The sequence below is a fragment of the Paenibacillus sp. MCAF9 genome (assembly GCF_052114265.1).
In the GTDB taxonomy this organism is placed as follows: Bacteria; Bacillota; Bacilli; order Paenibacillales; family Paenibacillaceae; genus Pristimantibacillus.
Window position 1 is genome coordinate 300,621 of record NZ_JBFREL010000003.1, and the last position, 18,703, is coordinate 319,323.

At 46.4% G+C, this 18,703-nt stretch carries 16 protein-coding genes; 2 read left to right on the forward strand and 14 right to left on the reverse strand.

Annotated features, from left to right (window positions below; genetic code table 11):
- Positions 1-99: 99 nt before the first annotated feature.
- From AB4Z45_RS06860 to AB4Z45_RS06880, 5 genes are all read right to left on the reverse strand, one after another.
- Positions 100-1,491, reverse strand: a complete 1,392-nt coding sequence (locus AB4Z45_RS06860; protein ID WP_441908441.1) for an ABC transporter substrate-binding protein — start codon at positions 1,489-1,491, stop codon at positions 100-102.
- A 294-nt stretch (positions 1,492-1,785) separates the two neighbouring features.
- Positions 1,786-2,796: a LacI family DNA-binding transcriptional regulator gene (locus AB4Z45_RS06865; RefSeq protein ID WP_441908442.1), complete on the reverse strand. Its 1,011-nt coding sequence runs from the start codon at positions 2,794-2,796 to the stop codon at positions 1,786-1,788.
- Positions 2,797-3,207: 411 nt separating this feature from the next.
- A complete protein-coding gene (locus AB4Z45_RS06870; protein ID WP_441908443.1) occupies positions 3,208-4,827 on the reverse strand; it encodes an ABC-F family ATP-binding cassette domain-containing protein in 1,620 nt (539 codons plus the stop codon).
- Positions 4,828-5,076: 249 nt separating this feature from the next.
- The gene (locus tag AB4Z45_RS06875) at positions 5,077-6,144 is read right to left on the reverse strand and encodes a Gfo/Idh/MocA family protein (protein ID WP_441908444.1); all 1,068 of its coding nucleotides are present in this window, start codon (positions 6,142-6,144) and stop codon (positions 5,077-5,079) included.
- 169 nt (positions 6,145-6,313) lie between these two features.
- A complete protein-coding gene (locus AB4Z45_RS06880) occupies positions 6,314-7,363 on the reverse strand; it encodes an MBL fold metallo-hydrolase (protein WP_441908610.1) in 1,050 nt (349 codons plus the stop codon).
- 339 nt (positions 7,364-7,702) lie between these two features.
- Here AB4Z45_RS06880 and AB4Z45_RS06885 point away from each other — a divergent pair, with 339 nt between their 5' ends.
- Entirely contained in the window at positions 7,703-8,857 is a 1,155-nt protein-coding gene (locus AB4Z45_RS06885; protein WP_441908445.1) for a virulence factor, read from the forward strand.
- A gap of 90 nt (positions 8,858-8,947) precedes the next feature.
- Here AB4Z45_RS06885 and AB4Z45_RS06890 read toward each other — a convergent pair whose 3' ends face one another.
- From AB4Z45_RS06890 to AB4Z45_RS06910, 5 genes are all read right to left on the reverse strand, one after another.
- Positions 8,948-10,132, reverse strand: a complete 1,185-nt coding sequence (locus AB4Z45_RS06890; RefSeq protein ID WP_441908446.1) for a transglutaminase domain-containing protein — start codon at positions 10,130-10,132, stop codon at positions 8,948-8,950.
- 180 nt (positions 10,133-10,312) lie between these two features.
- Complete coding sequence (locus AB4Z45_RS06895; RefSeq protein ID WP_441908447.1) at positions 10,313-11,290, reverse strand: alpha/beta hydrolase; 978 nt, start codon at positions 11,288-11,290, stop codon at positions 10,313-10,315.
- 17 nt (positions 11,291-11,307) lie between these two features.
- On the reverse strand, positions 11,308-11,940 hold the full coding sequence (locus AB4Z45_RS06900) for a bifunctional 4-hydroxy-2-oxoglutarate aldolase/2-dehydro-3-deoxy-phosphogluconate aldolase (protein WP_441908448.1): 633 nt from the start codon (positions 11,938-11,940) through the stop codon (positions 11,308-11,310).
- A gap of 27 nt (positions 11,941-11,967) precedes the next feature.
- Positions 11,968-13,209 (reverse strand): A/G-specific adenine glycosylase, encoded by a 1,242-nt coding sequence (gene mutY, locus AB4Z45_RS06905; protein ID WP_441908449.1) that lies wholly within the window; start codon positions 13,207-13,209, stop codon positions 11,968-11,970.
- Complete coding sequence (locus AB4Z45_RS06910; RefSeq protein ID WP_441908450.1) at positions 13,209-14,087, reverse strand: AraC family transcriptional regulator; 879 nt, start codon at positions 14,085-14,087, stop codon at positions 13,209-13,211. Before AB4Z45_RS06910 ends, mutY begins: the two co-directional genes overlap by 1 nt.
- A 169-nt stretch (positions 14,088-14,256) precedes the next feature.
- On the opposite strand from AB4Z45_RS06910, the gene AB4Z45_RS06915 reads away from it, so the two are divergent.
- Complete coding sequence (locus AB4Z45_RS06915) at positions 14,257-14,604, forward strand: c-type cytochrome (protein WP_441908451.1); 348 nt, start codon at positions 14,257-14,259, stop codon at positions 14,602-14,604.
- 77 nt (positions 14,605-14,681) lie between these two features.
- Here AB4Z45_RS06915 and AB4Z45_RS06920 read toward each other — a convergent pair whose 3' ends face one another.
- The 4 genes from AB4Z45_RS06920 to AB4Z45_RS06935 all read right to left on the reverse strand — a co-directional run bounded on the left by AB4Z45_RS06920 (position 14,682) and on the right by AB4Z45_RS06935 (position 18,608).
- On the reverse strand, positions 14,682-14,909 hold the full coding sequence (locus AB4Z45_RS06920) for a hypothetical protein (protein WP_076268946.1): 228 nt from the start codon (positions 14,907-14,909) through the stop codon (positions 14,682-14,684).
- 61 nt (positions 14,910-14,970) lie between these two features.
- Positions 14,971-15,369, reverse strand: a complete 399-nt coding sequence (gene acpS / locus AB4Z45_RS06925; protein WP_441908452.1) for a holo-ACP synthase — start codon at positions 15,367-15,369, stop codon at positions 14,971-14,973.
- A gap of 95 nt (positions 15,370-15,464) precedes the next feature.
- Complete coding sequence (locus tag AB4Z45_RS06930; protein ID WP_441908453.1) at positions 15,465-17,537, reverse strand: CopD family protein; 2,073 nt, start codon at positions 17,535-17,537, stop codon at positions 15,465-15,467.
- A 9-nt stretch (positions 17,538-17,546) separates the two neighbouring features.
- Positions 17,547-18,608, reverse strand: a complete 1,062-nt coding sequence (locus tag AB4Z45_RS06935) for a DUF4198 domain-containing protein (protein WP_441908454.1) — start codon at positions 18,606-18,608, stop codon at positions 17,547-17,549.
- Positions 18,609-18,703 lie beyond the last annotated feature (95 nt).

Genomic DNA, 18,703 nt, shown 5'->3' on the forward strand with positions numbered 1-18,703 from the left:
GCAAACCTTTCTTCGTAAAAGCCACCATTTACTGTACTGATTATAGAGGGGCTTTCACCTTGCGGCGAGAAGCCCCCAAATCACTCAAGCAGCAGTCAATTATTTTTTCCAGCCTGCTTGAATTTCTTTTAGTGCTGTATCCAAATCTACTGTCCCACTTACCCAGTCCGTCATGCCTTTCCAGAATGTACCTGCGCCAACTGCGCCTGGCATAAGGTCAGAACCATCAAAACGAATCGTTTCTGCTGTTTTCACGAATTCTGCCATTCTGCGTTCTTGATCGTTCGGGTACCATGATGGATCAGCATCATTCATAGGAGCTGTTACGCCGCCTGTTTGAATCCAAGCTTTGAGCGACTCGCCCGTTGTGAAGAATTCCATTACAGCGCGAACCTCTGGACGATCATTGAACATAGCATAAATATCTCCTGAGATTAGAGCTGGTTGACCATATTTCTCATCAATGGCTGGAAGTGGGAACCAATCGTAATCATCAGCTGTCAAGCCTTCTGGGAAGAAGCTTGTAATAAAGCCAGCTTGACGGTGAAGCCATGCTTTTGGCGGATTATCGAACAACGGCTTAACTGCATCACCAAACGATGTTGTAGCGATCGATTTTTTTCCACCGTATACATAGTCCTCGTTGAACCAGATTTCAGCCATTTTTTCTGCTGCATTTTTGACTACAGGATCTGTGAATGGAAGCTCACCCGATACCCATTTGTCATAATTTTCAGGCGTAGTTGTACGGAGCATAATATCCTCCATCCAGTCTGTAGCCGGCCAGCCAGTCGCTGTACCGCTCTCGATGCCGATGCTCCAAGCTGGATCGCCGTCTTTCGCGATTTGATCAGTCAGCGCCATAAGCTCTGTCCATGTTTTTGGAACGGTATAACCTGCTTCAGCAAAAGCTTTTTTGTTGTACCATACTAAGCTCTTTACGCTGCTGCGTGCCCAGACGCCAGACATTACGTCTCCGCTAGTACCTTTCATCGTAGCCATGTCGAGCCAGCTTTGGTTGTATTGTTTTTTCAAATACTCATCGCTAAGGAATGATTTTACGTCAATTACCTTACCAGAGTTCACAAAGCCCTTCAGCAAACCCGGTTGCGGGAAATCCGCAATATCAGGAGCGTTACCCCCGTTTACACGTACCGAAATGGTTGCTTCGAACTCTTTTGAGCCTTCATACGCGATGTCGATTCCAGTCTTATCTTCGAACGCTTTAATGCTTTCGTTAAATTTCACTTCATCCGCATCCGTAAACGGACCGAACATCGTAACCTTTTTACCTTTAAAATCGCCGTTTAATGCTTTAGCCAACGCGCTGTCGCCCGCCCCAGCTCCTGCATTCGTTCCGCCCTCTGCTGGCTTCTCTGTTGGCTGGTTCGTTGTATTATTATTTTTTCCTCCGCAAGCCGTAATCGTCATCACAAGCGCTAGCGTTAGAATAAAGACAGTCGATGCTTTTTTTGTTTTTCTCGTGTACATAGACCTCATCCTTTCATGTTTAAGTAATCAGTAATTAAATTACACTTACTCGGCCCTTTTGAAACGTTAAATTAACATCAGATAACAAGTTGTTGCCTCACCTCCTTTAAAGTGCCAATGTAGGTTGTTTTTATGCTCAATAGTTATCGAAAACAAAATCTTTTAAATAGATAACGCTTCCATTGATATGAAAAGCTTTTCAGAGATGAGTCAAAGCGAACGACAAAAGCCAAAATTTAAAGGCACAGCCGTTTCGCTATTCATATTCGCAAGCTAAGTATTGTCATATCCCGATTATGATAAATAGGACTTGGTTGACTCCCGCACAATTAAATGATGTGGAAGCTTCTCTCTGAGCACTTCAACTTTCCCAGTTGTAATCAGCTCATGCAGCTTCTCAACGGATCGATACCCAATATCATAGGTTGGCTGGTCTATCGTCGTTAGCTTAGGAATAAACATCTGAGCCATTCGGATATTGTCAAAACCTACGACGGATATTTGCTCAGGTACGGGTTTGCCATTGTCGCGCAAATATGAAATCGCACCCATCGCGAATTCATCCGAAGCTGCAAAAACAGCCGTTAAATCGGGACAACGAGTGAACAGTCGTTCAGCTGCATCATAAGCATGCTCAAATCGATGTATAGCAAATTCAATGCAATTCTCGTTCTCTGAGAGGTTATATTCCTGAAGCGCCTTCTTAAAGCCCGTATATCGCGGCTCACCGGAGATTGTGATTCCTAAAGGAAAACCAATCATACCTATGCGGCGATGCCCTGCTTCAATTAAATGTTTGACCGCATCATACGCACCCTGCTCATCATCAATATCAACAGACGGAATATCATACTCCGGAGCATTGGTAGAAGCTAGAACGAATGGCAGACGATAGCGCTGCATCTCCTCGTAATATTCTTCATGCAATGAATCACTCGTAAATATGATGCCATCTACCTGCTTCTCAAAAAAGCTTTGCACATAAGAGATCGTCCGCTGCTTGTCGCGGTCTGTATTACAGATCATCAGACTATGGTTGAGCATAACAGCCGCATCCTGCATTCCGCGTATTAAGCCGGCATAATACGGATTTTCTATATCCGGAATCATAACGCCAAGCGTGTCTGATTTTTTGTATATCAACCCTCTGGCAAATCCATTCGGCTGGTATTGAAGCGCCTCAATAGCTTCCAGCACCTTGATACGTTTCTCTTCCACTACGGTTTCCGGCGCATTCATGACCCGGGATACGGTGCTTATGGACACATTAGCGTATTTTGCTACATCGCGTATAGTCGATTTCATAATGGCACGCCTTTCTTGATGAGTAAGAATGATGTAACATGCGCTAGTTTGAATTTTATTATAATGAGTCATGTTTCACATTTATGAAAGTGCTTACTGAAAAGCTTTTCTGAAAACCTTTTCAAACGTAGTATAACTCCCTTTTACGCATAAATCAACCAAAAAATTTTCAAGTTTGTCCATCTTATTTTATGCCAATAGTTGCACAACTTTAGATAAGGCTGCTGCTCCCGAGCTTAACGGTATTTTCAACTAATGAAAATAATAACGTAGCCATTGAGGCTTCATATCTGTATATTGTGAGCAAATGAAATGACATCTAGACCTCTAGAATTTTATTTGGTTCTCCATATAGACAAAAAAAGCGTCAATCAGCGAGAATATCCTCACTGATTGACGCTTTATAGTAAATTAAACAGCGTACATACGTTCACGAAGCGCTTTAACCTCAGCACTTTCAAGGTATTCGTCATAAGTCATCATCCGGTCGATTACACCGTTCGGCGTAATTTCAACGATGCGGTTAGCGATCGTTTGTACGAACTGATGGTCATGCGAAGTGAACAAAATCGTACAATCCGTATCTGTCAGACCATTATTCAGAGCCGTAATGGATTCAAGATCCAAGTGATTCGTTGGCTCATCCAAAATAAATACGTTCGCGCCCTCAAGCATCATCTTGGAGAGCATGCAGCGAACTTTCTCGCCTCCAGACAACACGCTTGCTTTCTTCATTGCATCATCGCCCGAGAAGAGCATACGGCCAAGGAATCCGCGAATAAAGGTTTCATCCGGGTCTTTCGAATATTGACGAAGCCATTCCACAAGGTTCAAATCAACGCCATCAAAATATGGCGAGTTGTCTTTCGGGAAATAAGCCTGCGATGTTGTTACACCCCACGAGTAGCTGCCAGCATCCGCTTCAACTTCACCAACAAGCATTTGGAAAAGCAAAGTCTTAGGCAAGCTGTTCGGTCCAACAAATGCAACTTTATCGCCTTTATTAAGAGCGATCGTCAGATTGTCGATCACTTTCTCGCCGTCGATCGTTTTGGTCAAGCCATCAACAAGCAGGAGCTGCTTGCCTGCTTCACGCTCACCTTTGAAGAGGATAAACGGATATTTACGGTTAGATGGACGAATATCATCAAGCGAAATTTTCTCAAGAAGCTTCTGTCTCGAAGTTGCTTGTTTCGCTTTCGATTTGTTCGCACTAAAGCGTTGAATAAACGCCTGCAATTCCTTGATCTTGTCTTCCTTCTTCTTGTTCTCACCGCGCATCAACTGCAAAGCAAGTTGGCTGGATTCGTACCAGAAGTCATAGTTGCCGACATACATTTGGATTTTGCCAAAGTCGATATCCGCAATATGTGTACATACCGTATTCAGGAAGTGCCTGTCATGGCTGACTACGACAACAGTTCCTTGGTAATCGGCAAGGAAATCTTCCAACCAGCGAATGGACTCAATGTCCAAGTGGTTGGTAGGCTCATCGAGCAATAGAATGTTCGGTGTGCCAAACAATGCTTGAGCCAGCAATACGCGGACTTTCTCATTGCCGCTTAGCTCAGCCATTTTCTTATCATGCAGGTCAGGAGTAATGCCGAGTCCATTTAGCATCTCTGCTGCTTCAGACTCAGCTTCCCAGCCGTTCATGTCTGCGAAGTCAGCTTCAAGCTCACCTGCACGCATGCCGTCTTCATCAGTGAAGTCTGCTTTTGCATACAAAGCGTCCTTCTCCTTCATTACCTCATAAAGACGCTTGTGACCCATCATTACCGTCTCAAGTACTACGGACTCGTCGTATTCATAATGGTTCTGCTTTAGAACGGCTAGCCGTTCACCCGGCGTTATATGCACTTCTCCGTGCGATTGCTCAACTTCACCGGATAATATTTTCAAAAAGGTCGATTTGCCCGCGCCGTTAGCGCCGATCAAGCCATAACAGTTGCCTGGCGTGAACTTAATGCTAACATCTTCAAAAAGCGCCCGCTTCCCGTAACGGAGCGTTATGCCACTTGTACTAATCATTCGTTTAATCCCGTCCTTCACTACAAAATCACTTTATCTTGATCTATTATACCACAGTATGCAAGGAAACCGAACCTTCTTTTGCCTTTGCCTTAGCATTTGGATAGACAATCCAGCAACGAGGATTACTTTTAATTCATAGATCTCACGATAAAAAAACCTTCCTCCATGCGACTTTGATACAGTTGTCGCATTAGGGAAGGTTTTAAGTAATACGCTATGAGGTAGTGATGTCTTTTTTTAAAAAGATTAATCCCACTTCAGCTTAACTTCATTGCCCGTGCGGGAAGATTCATATATCGCGTCAAGAATACGGTTATTTGTGTAACCCGAAAGTGCAGACGTAATCGGCTGCCTGCCTTCGCGAATGCAATCGACAAAATGGCGGCTCATTAGAATCCGATCCTCTTCGCCCTCTAGCGGAGTGATGTCGCTTTCAACGACTTCATTGTTCTCATGCGTAACATACTTGCCGTTATTGCCAATAATCGCTACGCCGCCCTCTGTTCCCATCAAATGAATAAATGGATCTTCCGGCAGGAAGGCTGAATGTGCAGCCCAGCTAACCTCAAGCGACAAGGTCGCTCCATTATCAAGTTTTATAAGCGCCGAGGCTAGATCCTCAACGTCATAGTACCCATCCCAATTTGGCGTACCCCATGTCCCTGTACCAAGACGGTTAGGACCAAATTCTGCATAAGTCGAGCCGTATACGGAAACAGGCTTCGGATTGCCCATGAGATAAAGCGAAAGATCTAGCATATGAACTCCGATGTCAATTAGCGGGCCACCGCCTGCTTGGTCTTTGCGAGTGAACCATGAGCCCCAGCCGGGAATGCCCTTTTTGCGGAACCAGCCTGCCTTTGCATTATAGATATGGCCTACATCGCCGTTATCAATTCGCTGCTTAAGTGCGCGGCTTAGTCCAGTCCAGCGCATTTGATGCGACATCATTAATATTTTACCTGATTTCTCAGCTTCCTCTACGATTAACCGCGCTGCTTCGGAATCAATGGCCATCGGTTTCTCCAGCAGAACATGCTTGCCTTGCTTCAGTGCTTCAATAGCAAGCTCGGCATGAAATTGGTTAGGTACACCAATAACGACTGCATCGATCGATGAGTCTTCAAGCAGCGATTGCGGACTTGGATGAACCGTTTCAATACCGTACTCAGCAGCACGCTGCTCAGCAAGCGGAAGGTAAGCGTCCGTTACAGCAACAACATCGATGCCTTCGACTTTATTGAATGTCTGCATATGTATACTACCGATTGCACCTGCACCGATAACGCCTAGACGAATGTTTGCATGAATCATTTCTTGCTCCTCCTTATAGGTACCTTGCTTTGTAAGATGAGCTTAGATTTACGCATGCAAACCTAAGCTCCCTAAAATTATTCCACTATGCATACTTATACTTAGCAAGTATAACGGTTTCGTTTACCGTCGTCATTGCTCGAATTTGGCAAACCTTTGTCCTAGTTTGTTATTTCCCGGACATACGCCATGTCTCGCCATGCGGCAGAACTAGAATTCGCTCGTCAGAAATACATCGTTTTCTGCGTTCAGCCTCCAAGCGATCGAGCGCTTCACGAGGCGTATCATCCGCAAGCTTAAACGCACCATAGTGCATAGGAATAAACCACTTGGCATCCAAATCCTCGAAGGCTTGGAGCGCTTGCTCCGGCGTAATATGCTGCGGCGCCATGAACCATTCCGGCTCATAAGCTCCAATCGGCAATAGCGCTACATCAACCGGGAAGCGGCGGCCGATCTCCTTGAAGCCTTGAAAATAACCGCTGTCCCCCGCGAAATAAATAGTCGGAAAATCAGATATGACTGGCCGCTCGACGGAAGCTGCACCGCTAAAAAACGGACAACTCCGAGCAGCTGCCGGCTCGGACGCGCTTGCGATTTGCGCTCGCGACTCTGCAACTGATTCGTCACCGGCCTCAAAAGTATCACGAACATGGCTTACAAGCTTCTCGCTGCGTGATGCTGGACGCTCAATGACAAAGCCTCCCCAATGCGAGCTATTCGTATCCCATGGATTGCGTCGAGTCGAATGCTGTGAAGGCACAAATGTGAATTTTACGCCATTATACATAACGGATTCCCACCAGTGCAGCTCCTTAATTCTAAGAAAGCCCTTCTTGCGAAGCTTGGCACCAAGTCCTGCAGGCACAAGCAATTGTCTAGCGCCAACCAGCCTGCGCAGCGAATTTATATTTAAATGATCATAATGGGAATGCGATATAAGCACGATATCAATAGGCGGAACGTCCTCTACCTTGATACCTGGCGCTGAAAGTCTTTTTTGAAATGCCATTTGAGTCGACCACACAGGGTCTGTAATAATGTTCAATCCGCCGAACTGAATAAAAAAAGTAGAATGCCCTACCCAAGTAATAGAAGGCCATTTTCGGTTATTCTCCAAGTATGCGATGTCAGGTTCAACAGTCGGAACGGTGAATGAATAATCTTTCATTCTCAGCTTGCGAATGCGTTCCTGACGCCATCTTTTGAACTGCTTCATTGAAGTGTGCTGCTCGATAGGATCTATATTAGCAAATCGTTTTAACTTCAACCGTCCATCCCTCCTTCGCATTCATTTCTTGTTTTATTAAGATACCAAGCCAGCGGTACTCAATGCAAATATGTTATTTATGCGAAATCATCCACGCACTCGTATGACAGTCTATACAGAAATGTGAATTAGAGACAATCTCTCGTTTCATCGTTCGCATCCTAACATAAAATCAGTTACACTTGGTTATAAAGCATTTACACATAAGATTACGCTTTCGACGCAGCATTTGTTACATAAATGAAGCAGATGAGCGTCTAAATATCAATTAGCCCAGGAGGTTTCCTTATGAAACTAATTTCAATAGAACCAACGCCGAGTCCCAATTCCATGAAGCTGAACGTCGATGAGATGCTCCCTCGCGGACGCAGACTCACCTACAAAGCGAGTGAAGCAAGCGACGCTCCTGAGCTGCTTCAGCAGCTTTTGCAAATAAACGGAGTGAAAAGCTTATTCCGTACAGCTGACTTTATTGCGCTTGACCGCAAGCCTGGAGCAGATTGGGCAGCTATACTCGCTGAAGCAGGACAATTGCTGCAGAAGGTTGCTGATGGCGACAACGGCGAGGGCAGCGGGAGTGGGCCTTCAACTAGCTTTGGCGAAGCGCAGGTGCTCGTTCAAATGTATCGCGGCATTCCGATGCAGGTGCGCGTAAGAATGGGAGACATCGAGGCACGTTCAGCGCTTCCGCCACAGTTTGGCGAGGCGGTTAACCTTGCCGCTGGCTCAGGCATGATTCGCGAGCGCAAGCTGGAAGAGTTTGGCGTTCGATACGGAGAACCCGAGGAGATTGCAGCTGAAATTGTACGCGAGCTGGAAGCTTCCTATTCGAGTGAGAGATTGGATACTCTTGTGCAAGCAGCTATTGAGCAAGGGAATGCTGGTGCTGAAGGCGAAGCTCCAGCTGTCGTAAGGCCAGCTCCGCTAACTTTTGAACAAGCGCAAGAGCAGTTCGCCTCATCGGATTGGCAGGTTCGTTACGCAGCATTGGAGCGATATGTTTCCGCTATAGAAGGTTTGCCTTTGCTTGCACAAGCGATACAGGATGAGAACACATCCATTCGTCGTCTTGCCGTTATCTATCTTGGCGATCTGCGAGCGCCTGAAGCGCTGCCATATTTGTTTATGGCGCTGCGTGATTCCTCAACTTCCGTTAGAAGGACGGCTGGCGACACGCTGTCTGATCTTGGTGATCCCGCTGCGGTTGGACCGATGATTGAATCGCTCCGTGACAAAAACAAGCTTGTCCGCTGGCGCGCAGCACGCTTCCTCTATGAAGCAGGCGATGAATCTGCGATCGATGCGCTGCGTCAAGCTGCTAACGATAATGAATTTGAAATTCAGCTTCAAGCCAAAATGGCGCTTGAACGGATTGAACGCGGTGAAGAAGCAGCCGGCTCTGTATGGCAGCAAATGACCGCTGCGAGAAAAAATGAGCAATAATTGATTTACTCAAATAGGAAAGGGGGTGCAGAGATGCACCCCCTTTCCTATTTGAACAAAATGAGGTGCAGCCCTCTGCACCTCATCCTATTATTTCGTATATTCCAGCTGAAGATTAACAAGAAGTGATTGATCGCCAGCATAAGGCTCATAGCTTGCCCGATAACCAACTGCAACGTTTATACGTTTGAAGGCAGCCTTTAAAGCTGCTGGGAATTGATCGCCTTGCTCATATCGGAATGACAGGCTCCCTGCCTTGGAATCAAGCGCCGATTGTATAACTTGATTCAGCTGCGCTGAGCTTGATACCGTATATTCCGGTTCAAGCCAGTGCAAGCCAAGTGCGATCTTCAGCCTGCTGAAGCGGCTGCGCTCCGCCTGTCCCCCTTGCTTCTCCAGCTCACGAATCGTATCCGCATAGGAGACGTTTGCAGCAGGATAAGTTCTAGTCCACTGGTGATCAACGCGCAGTTCCTCATCCGTTCTCAAATAATAGTTATAACGAATCGTACTCTCGCTTGGCGAAACTTTTTGTGCCGTGATTTGGCTTCCTGCTGATGCTGCTGCGACCGGATCATCCCAGGTTAGATCCAAATGGTACCAAACACCGTCTACCTGCACCATATTCCATGCATGCTCGCCCGTATTCACAGTACCCTCTGCGATTAAAACCGTCAGTCCCGCTTGCTTCAGCATTTTATAGCCTAGCAATGAGTATCCTTGACACACGGTTTCTCCGAGTGTCACCGCATCATAAGCAGTGTAATGCTTCAATGTTTTATCATACTCCACATGGCTAACGACCCAGTCGTGAATAGCTTTTATTTTCTCATGCTCATTCATTGCCGGCTCTATTATAGATTGGAGCGCCTTTGCAACGGTGCGATCTACAACTGCCGTTTGTTCCAGTGTCTCGCGGTATCTGGCTTCCAGAGCAATCGTCGATTTATTTCCCCAGCTGCGAATGGTGTAGATGTAGGATTCAAGAATGTAGGCTGAATAATCATCATGCTTTAAAGCAGCACGAATGACCTCTGTCATTTTCTTCGATAGTTCCTGCTTGTCCCCCGTGTATGTCACTGAAAACCGCTCGGACCTGGCTTTGAAATGTTTAGCAAGCTCGAGCTCCATGCGCTCCATCTTATTCGTTTCATCCAAGGCGGCCACCTCCTCCGACTCTGCTGCCGCCGGAAATAAATCCAGCTTGAGGTCAAGACAAAATGCAGCTACTACGATAACGACAACCACCAACAATTTAGAAGCTACTCTACGCATTCGAACCTCCTTAACAATAAGTGAAAGAAAGCAACCATTTATCGGAAACTTCTTCACATTTATATTTTCAACTAGAAGGGATGCCCGTTTATAAGCTAGCAGCCTTGTAATCAAACTGTAATATTTCTCTCATCTTGGTTTCATCTTATGCTTATATAATAAATTCATGACCCCCCTTTATTATATATTCTCTCTTGAAGCCTGCAGCCTCGTGCCGCGGGCTTCCTTTTTGATAGAAGCATACTCCATGGATTCCAGCAAAAAAGGGATAACCTTCTCCCAGAAGCTAGAATCTTGCTCGGAAGTGCTATGTCCTTTGGTCGATACGAACAATGTTTGAATCAGATGATCTGGCAATTGCTCTTTCAGCTGCTTCAGATCCTCCGCACTAATAAACTCATCACCATTCGAATGAATCATCATAATCGGTGTTCGGCCAATGTCGGAGCTGCCGGCATGTTTTGCTATTACAGCAGGAATGCTGGCCTCTTTAAACTGCGACCACGATATGCGTGAACGAATAAGCCATATCATCGGAATCAGATAGGCTAGCGGGAATAGCGGCAGTTTTTTGCGTCGCAATTCCGATTTCATCATCGTATCGAAATGGACGGGCATTGAATCCGTTACGACCGCTCTCACCTTCATGCCTTGATCAAGGGCAAGTAGCGCTCCAAATCCGCCAAGGGAATGACCTAGTATGGCAATTCGATCTGGATCAATACCTGGCAAACTTTTGGCTGTTTCAAGAGCAGCGAGCACATCATCCCGAAACATGAGCGCGGAAGGCGCAGAAATCGAATCGCTGTTGCCGTGGCTGCGTGCATCATACATCAATATAGCGAACCCTGCTTCATAAATCGGACGCGTATACCTAAGCACTCTCGTCCGATTCGATCCCCAGCCATGCGCTAAAATAATAAGAGGCGCAAGTCCGTCCTTTAACAAGTCGTTGGAAGCAGGCTGAAGCAGCCAGCCTTCCAGCTTAGAGCCATGATTAGTGAACGTTAAGGATTGCCACTGCGTGTCGACAAGAGGAGTCTCCGCATTCATAATCTTTCGAGGCTTCTGGCTGCGCGCGCCCATTTGCCAGATTAGCGCAGCAAGCAGCAAAACAATAATAAAGAAGATGATAACGATCCATAAGACAACGTCCATGAGATAACCTCCTTGCTCTATAACTTGCTTACGATATCTACGAATTGCCGTGCTCGCTCCGTTACTTGAGCGAATTTCTCTTCGCGAACCCATTCCAAATTAACGAGCTTGCTGCCCATTCCGACAGCATTTGCTCCTGCTTTAAAATAATCTGCAATATTATGTAAATCAACTCCGCCAGTAGCAATCATTGGAATATCGTTTAATGGTCCGCGAATTTCCTGCAAGTAACCTATGCCGAGCGTGCCCATTGGAAAAATTTTCACAGCATCCGCTCCTGCCTTCCAAGCTTTCACAATTTCAGTCGGTGTCATAACACCGGGCCATACGGAGAGGCCGCGCTCGCGGCCATATGCTATAACTTCCTCATCTAGATTAGGCGATATGAGATATTGGGCGCCTGCCGCCACAGCCTCCTTAGCAAGGTCTACATCCGTTACTGTGCCGGCACCTACTGCAGCTTTTCCATCAAACTTCGAACGCCAACGCTCTATCATAGCCGCTGCTCCGTCCGTGTTCATCGTAATTTCCATCATATGAATGCCGCCATCTATTAAAGCCTGCGCTGTGTCATCTGCATGCCGATCTTCAATTCCTCTTAAAATGGCTACGATTTTGTGCTGCAAGAGCAGCTCCAGCATATTGCTCATTTGCTTCTCCTCCGACTCTATAATCATTTATTCCCAAAATTGCTTTAAAATGCGCAAAAATAAATTCGGAAACGGAAGCGTGTCCATATCTTCCTTTGAAATCCATCGGTAAGTGCCCGGCTGCTCATTATGTTCCTCAGTAGAAACATCTATAGCTGCTGCCTTTTTATTCACTTCATAAGAGGACGCTGCCTCCGCAGCAATAGCTGCGCTGCCCGATGCAGCTGCGATGTCTGCGTCTATAGCTGAATAAGACGTTTCACCCAAATCGGCTAAATAAAAACGCATTTTCCAATGAATATGACTAAAAATATGATCAGCATCTGTAAACCAGCTGCGCGGACGAATAAGAAGTCCTGTGTCCTCATCAAGCATGCGGCTGATCATCTCGGCGAGCTCGCCCTGCTCCTTCGGCGCTGCTTCATCCAGCCAGTTCACCTTATCCGGCGGCAGCAGCAAATGGGGAAGCTCCCACATTTGGGCTAGAAGGCCTGTAGCTGGACGCTGCCTTACGAGCACTTTGCCGGTATTTTCCCCGCTGCCAACAACGATTGCTGCCGCCCTAAACTCTGGACGAGGAGGCTTCGCCTTCGTCTTGATCGGCAATTCCATCTCTCTGCCTGCTAGTCTCGCCTCGCAATGCTCCATTACAGGGCAAGGCAAACAGCTTGGCGATTTCGGCGTACACACGAGAGCACCCAGCTCCATCAGCGCTTGATTGAAGTCACCAGCGGCGCCTTCTGGAATAAGCGAAGCAGCCAGCTTCTCAATGCCTACTCGCGTCGAAGCTTTTGCGATATCATCCTCCAAGCAAAAATATCGCGAGAGCACACGCATCACATTACCATCAACTGCCGGCTCTGGACGATTAAATGCGATGCTCATAATAGCTCCGCTAGTATAAGGGCCAACGCCCTTCAATCCAGCAACGGACGCTTTATCATCTGGGACGATTCCCCCATAACGCTGAGCGACCTCTTTGGCACCGGCTTGCAAATTGCGGGCACGCGAGTAGTAGCCCAGCCCCTCCCAGCTTTTGAGCACTTCCTCCTCAGGAGCTTCAGCAAGCGCTCGCACTGTGGGGAATTTACTCATAAATTGGTTGTAATATGGAATGACAGTGTCTACCCTCGTCTGCTGCAGCATAATTTCAGATACCCATACCCGGTAAGGATCTTTATTAATCCTCCATGGCAAATCGCGTTTGATAAGCCGATACCAATTTAGCAGCTCTGTGCTAAAATACGTCTTTACATCAATTTCTCCCATTAGCTTTTCTCCTCGTTCATTCTTGTTGTAAGCGTCTTTCGATTGTTTCCGGTATTTTTTCCAATCCGTCTATACTGAACCGGCGTGATGCCTGTATATCTTTTGAACAGCCGAGATAAATAATGATTTTGCATGCCAACCTGCTTCGCAACAACGGCTACAGGAAGCTCCGTTTCCATAAGCAGCTGCTTCGCGATCGCGATGCGGCGATTTGTCACATATTGGATCGGCGAACAGCCCATGATGTTTTTGAAGGAAGTAATGAAATAGTTTGGATGAAGAAAAGCAAACTTAGCTAGCTCCTCAATTTGTATATTCTGATGCAAATTCGCTTCAATATAGGCGAGCACTTCATTCCATTTTACCTCAAAATCCGATTGCTGGAATGTTGTTCTCTGCACATGGCTTTCTTCTAAATAATAAGCAAGCAGCTCCAGCAGCACCGACTTTAACCGCAGCTCACGTGTAATCGATTTACAATGCTGATAATCATTCATTTTTGTAAAAAGGCTACTCATCATTTCTTTGTCCTTCACATAAACAAATGGCGGAAGCTGCAGCGCATTAATAACTTGAAAATCGCTAAGCTCCAAACGGAAATGGCACCAATAAAGCCCCAGCTTCTCATTTCCCTCTGTACCAAAAGATTGCTTTGTACCCGCTGGCAAAAAATAAAGCGTACCCGGCTGTACGAAATAAGTGTCATTTTGTATGTTAAGCCGGGCTTCTCCCTTGACTGTATAACCGAAACGGAAAAAATCCGGCTCGGTTTTTTTCTCGAACCAGCCCGGTTCAAATTCGTTATAGGCAGTCATAATAACCTCGGCTTGAATGTTGTTCAACTGATTTTGCAAAATACTTTCTATTGTCGGTTTCATGAATTCTCCTATAAGTAAAACTGAGATATAATAGTTATATCTTCTCTCTAATGGTTAACATCTTCTCTATTATACGAACTAACGATTCAAATTCATATGGAAGTCTTATGAATATCCTAAACAAGACCGAATCTTCCATAATAAAGAATAAAAGAAAGGATTGCTATATATGAATCGGAACCGAGGTTTTTCTATTGCAATAACATTCTTTATAGCTGTGATACTGCTGGCAGGTTGTGGAAGCAAAGAGAACAGCCCGCCTGAGAAAACCAACGCACTTATTGGGCCGGAGGAAGTTATTTCGGTTTATAAGGCCAATTGCGTCAGCTGTCACGGAACCGGACTTCAAGGCAGAGTAGGCCCGGCAACAAATCTCCAAAAAGTTGGAGAGCGCATGAGTGCTGCTGATATTACGAAACAGATTGAAGAGGGAGAAGGCTCGATGCCTGCTTTTAAAGAGCGTCTGACTGCTGAAGAAATTGCAGGGCTCTCTAATTGGTTGGCAAGCAAAAAATAACAAAGGCTTAGCGAAAAAAAAGGATGCCTGAGCAGATTATGCTGCTCAAGCATCCTTTTTTTCTTGTTCATGTTCGATTAATAGCCGATATGATGGCCGTTTATTTTTGGAGAACTCATGAAATGAAGTGCCGCTTGGCCGGCGTAGGTCCAATGCGTTTCACCCATTTGGGGATGCATCGGAAATAGATCACCCTGCACAAGCACTAGATCTCCGCCCCAATCGTCTGAATACAACCCGTCGAATTCAACCCATTGCCCGGTTTTAAACCGACGCTTCGTTTTTTGCAGCCGCTGCTCCTTCATTGTCGGCATCCCCTCTCGACTAGCTAACTTGGTATATTACATTCCAAGTATAGGCAAAAGGTTACTCCGATATCCGTTCCGCAACAGCAAAAGCTGAAGCAAGCTTTCGTTCATGCGTAATCGTAACATGAATTCGAACAGCCTCTCTGCTTAAGCCTAGGCGATTCCAAGCTGCCACCGTTAAGTTGCACTCGGGTTTGCCGCAGCTTCCTCGCAAAATTTCGATGTCTGTGAATCCTAGTATATTCCCTATTCCACAGCCAAAAGCTTTCACAACCGCTTCCTTCGCAGCGAAACGTCCAGCCGTAAACTGATAAAGCCGCTCGCCTGTGTACTCCGTAGCCAGCTCTCGCTCGCCCGCAGACAGCACCCGCTCCAAAAACCTTCTGCCTGTGCGGCCATCCACTATTTTCGCGATTCTTGCAATATCTGATAAATCATGTCCGATGCCGATGATCATGCTAACACCCGCCTTTTCCCTGATGGTGAGATTAGCAGAAGCATGAAGCGAAGTCAAGCATGGACATGTCTTTCCCTCTTATTTTGCCGTAACAACTATTCCGTTAGCGAGTCGCCTATCGCTCGCTCATAATGGAAGTTGTTTCCTTTCTCGTCTTTTACATCAACCGTAATTAACCCTTTTTTCTGATCATCGATAAACTCACCTGATGAACGATACGTATATTTCGTAAAGCCTGGAAATTCAAACATCTCTTCCCCCATCGGCTGCAATTCCAGCGGAATCACAATTTTGTTTCCTTGCTCGGTTTCCTTTTCCGCTTCCGCTTGATTCGAGTCTATCTTAACAGCTACTTCCGCGGATAAAGGCGTTCCCTGATCTTCAGGAAGCCACAAATCAAGGCGTACAGCCTGATCCCCAGTCTGATCATTCTCCGAAATACGCAAACTCATATGCGCCTGCTCACCCATCACATGCCAATAAATCGGTTCAGCCAGCTTTGACTCCACGCGTGCTTCCGCCGGAGAAGTTGTCGACAACCAGCCTGCCAGCACGAATAGGGCAACAGCAAGCAGCATCTCAATTCGGATGCCATACAGCAACCCTCTTGCGGCGCTCGCTTTCGCGATTTGCGGCATGAATACGAGCTTATGAAGTGCTGCAATGACGACGACAAGCAGCATGAGAATGGTTTTGGCGAGGATTAGCTTGCCATACGCTGTAGTGAACAATTGTCCCCATTCTGAGAGCCTAGCAGCCGAAAGCCATATTCCGCTAATCAAAATAACGATCATGCTTGGCAGCGCCCACTTTGCGAAACGCACAGCCGCTTGGTTCAAGCGCTCCACGGCATTTCTATGGAAAGTTATTGACAGCAAACCCGCAAGGCCACCAAACCATATAGCGGCAGCAGACATATGAACTGTATGGGTCACTATTCCAAATACGACATCGGTTAAAGCAGCATTCGCATGGCCTGTGAGCGGGAAGCTCACTATCAATGCCGCTGCAGCTATCCATTTAATCATATTCGCCCATCGTCTCTCCCGAATAGGGGCAAATGCAAGAAGAAGTGCGATTAAAGCAAGCCCAACTCTTAACGTCGCTATCTTTCCAATCATTGTTCCATTAGCTAGTGCATAGATGGATACACCGCCGAATTGGTCTGCAAGCATCGACAAGCGAAGCAATCCGGAAACCAGCCAAATAAGCGCCGCGGCTCCCATCACTAGTCTCTCGGCTCGGACGGAGAAACCAAAGGGTGCCTTTGATTCATCATCTCTCCAGATGACATATCGGAAAAACAGTATTCCAGCGAGAATAACAGCCGTCAAAATATCGAGTATGCGCATCAGCACCATGAAGCCTTGGCCACCCGTATGATCGTGCTCGGCCTCTCCAGCGCCACTGTCGCCGCTGTGATTGCTATGGCTGCTGTGATCATTAGCGGTATCTTGTTCGATCTGCGGAGCAGCATTATCGTCTTCCACAGCATCCGCATCAACATCTTTTGTATTTGTATTTGTATCCGGCTCTGCTGCCTCCACCTCTTCACTGCTTGAAATCGTGGGAGACGGGGTAGCGGCCGTCCCTTCACTGGCTTCTATAGACTCAGCAGTCGGAGTGGGTGATTCAGATGGCGTAGGCGTTATATCCGGCTTTTTTGTAGGCTTAGGTTTAATTGTGGGCTCTGGACTCTTTGTAATTACGGGTTTGTCAGTCACTTTTGCTTCATTTCCAGAGCTGCTCCCTGTATTACCAGCAGAAGTACCGTCCAGTGAAACCGTATCATCCGGTTTCACAGCCTCAAGCTTCACGCCTACCGCAAATTTAAAGGAACCGTCTGTTATATGAGAATCAAGCGACAACACCTGCCAGCTTACTTCATAAATGCCCTTATCCAGCTTAGGAATGGTATAAACTAGCGTAAGCTCATCATCACTGCTTAACTTGCCAGTAATGTCAGTGCCGCTACTACTTTTTAGTGAAATATTACTTAGCTTCGTATCGATTTTCTCTGTAAATTTTATTCGAATGGCGGGCGGAGCTTCCGCCAGCTCCGCATCCCCATAAGGTGTCGATTGCGCAATATAGGCATGCGCCGAGACGAAGCTCGGCAGGCATGCCCAAATTATTACTATTGCAAATATCAATCTTATTTTTTTCATCTGCAATCCTTATTTTGTGTAAATGGCGACAGCTGCTTGATTACCGCCTACGGCAGGGAAGTATTCAACAAAAGCACCAGCTGCCTCAGCTGCGGAACGAAGGGTTACTGCACCTGTGCCTTTATATGCTGCGTCTACGTATTGCTTAATGAACGCTGCATCTACTTTCGTCGTACCATTTGAAACAGTCAAGCTGCTTACAGCTACTACGTTTCCGTTTACGTAAATATGTGGTTTAGCAGACACGGCGCTGCCTGGGAGCTTCACTGATTTATTTTGAACCGTGAAAGTCATTGTAGCTTCGTAATTTGTTGCGCTGTATTCGCCTTCCTTAGCTTCCGTAGTGCTTGGCTTCGCACGTACTAAGTAATAATCGGCAGCACCCGTCGTAAATGAAACCACGCCCTTATCATCGGTCTTCAGCTCCACTGCTTCAGAATTGCTGCGACGAATAATATCAACGGCTGTATTAGTAAGCGGTTTGCCCTTTAGAAGCAGCTCAATCGACACTTTTTCACCCGGTGTAACTGCAGCAGGATTGAACAAAGGGATGAGCTCCGCTCTATCCGGGCTTACTTCCTTAGAGAAACCTGTAAGTGCCTTGACCCGATCAATGACAGGAATATCGCTAATCGCTACAAATGATTTGGCACTGCGCAGCGTGCGAGTTGCAGCCTCTGCACCCTTGTACACGCTGTCTGCTTCGGTTGATATAATATACGCGCCTGGAACATTTGATTTAAATGACGCAACAAAGTAATTATTTAGCGCTGGCGTTGTTTCCGTAGCCGGCTCTCCAGTGTAGAAACGAGTGCCTGTAATATCTGACTTCTGCCCTGCCGGCGTAGTCACATATACTTTTGAAGTGCTGCCCCACTGCCCTTCCAACCGATAGCTCTTGTGCTCGTTGGAGTGGTTTCCATACATAAGCTCAACATAGGAAACTTGACCCGGCGCTACGATTGGTGCACTCGTCTGAGACCAACCGTCATGAGCGAATACTGGAGCCGCCGCTCCTAGTGTCAACATAGCTGCCAGTGCGACACCTGCGATTTTTTTCCTAAGCTTCATAAAAATACCCCCATCGATTTGGATTCACTGTCCAAATTGTATCAATGGGGGAGCTGCATCACATGACTCGTTAGAGCTATATAGTGGTGAACGAT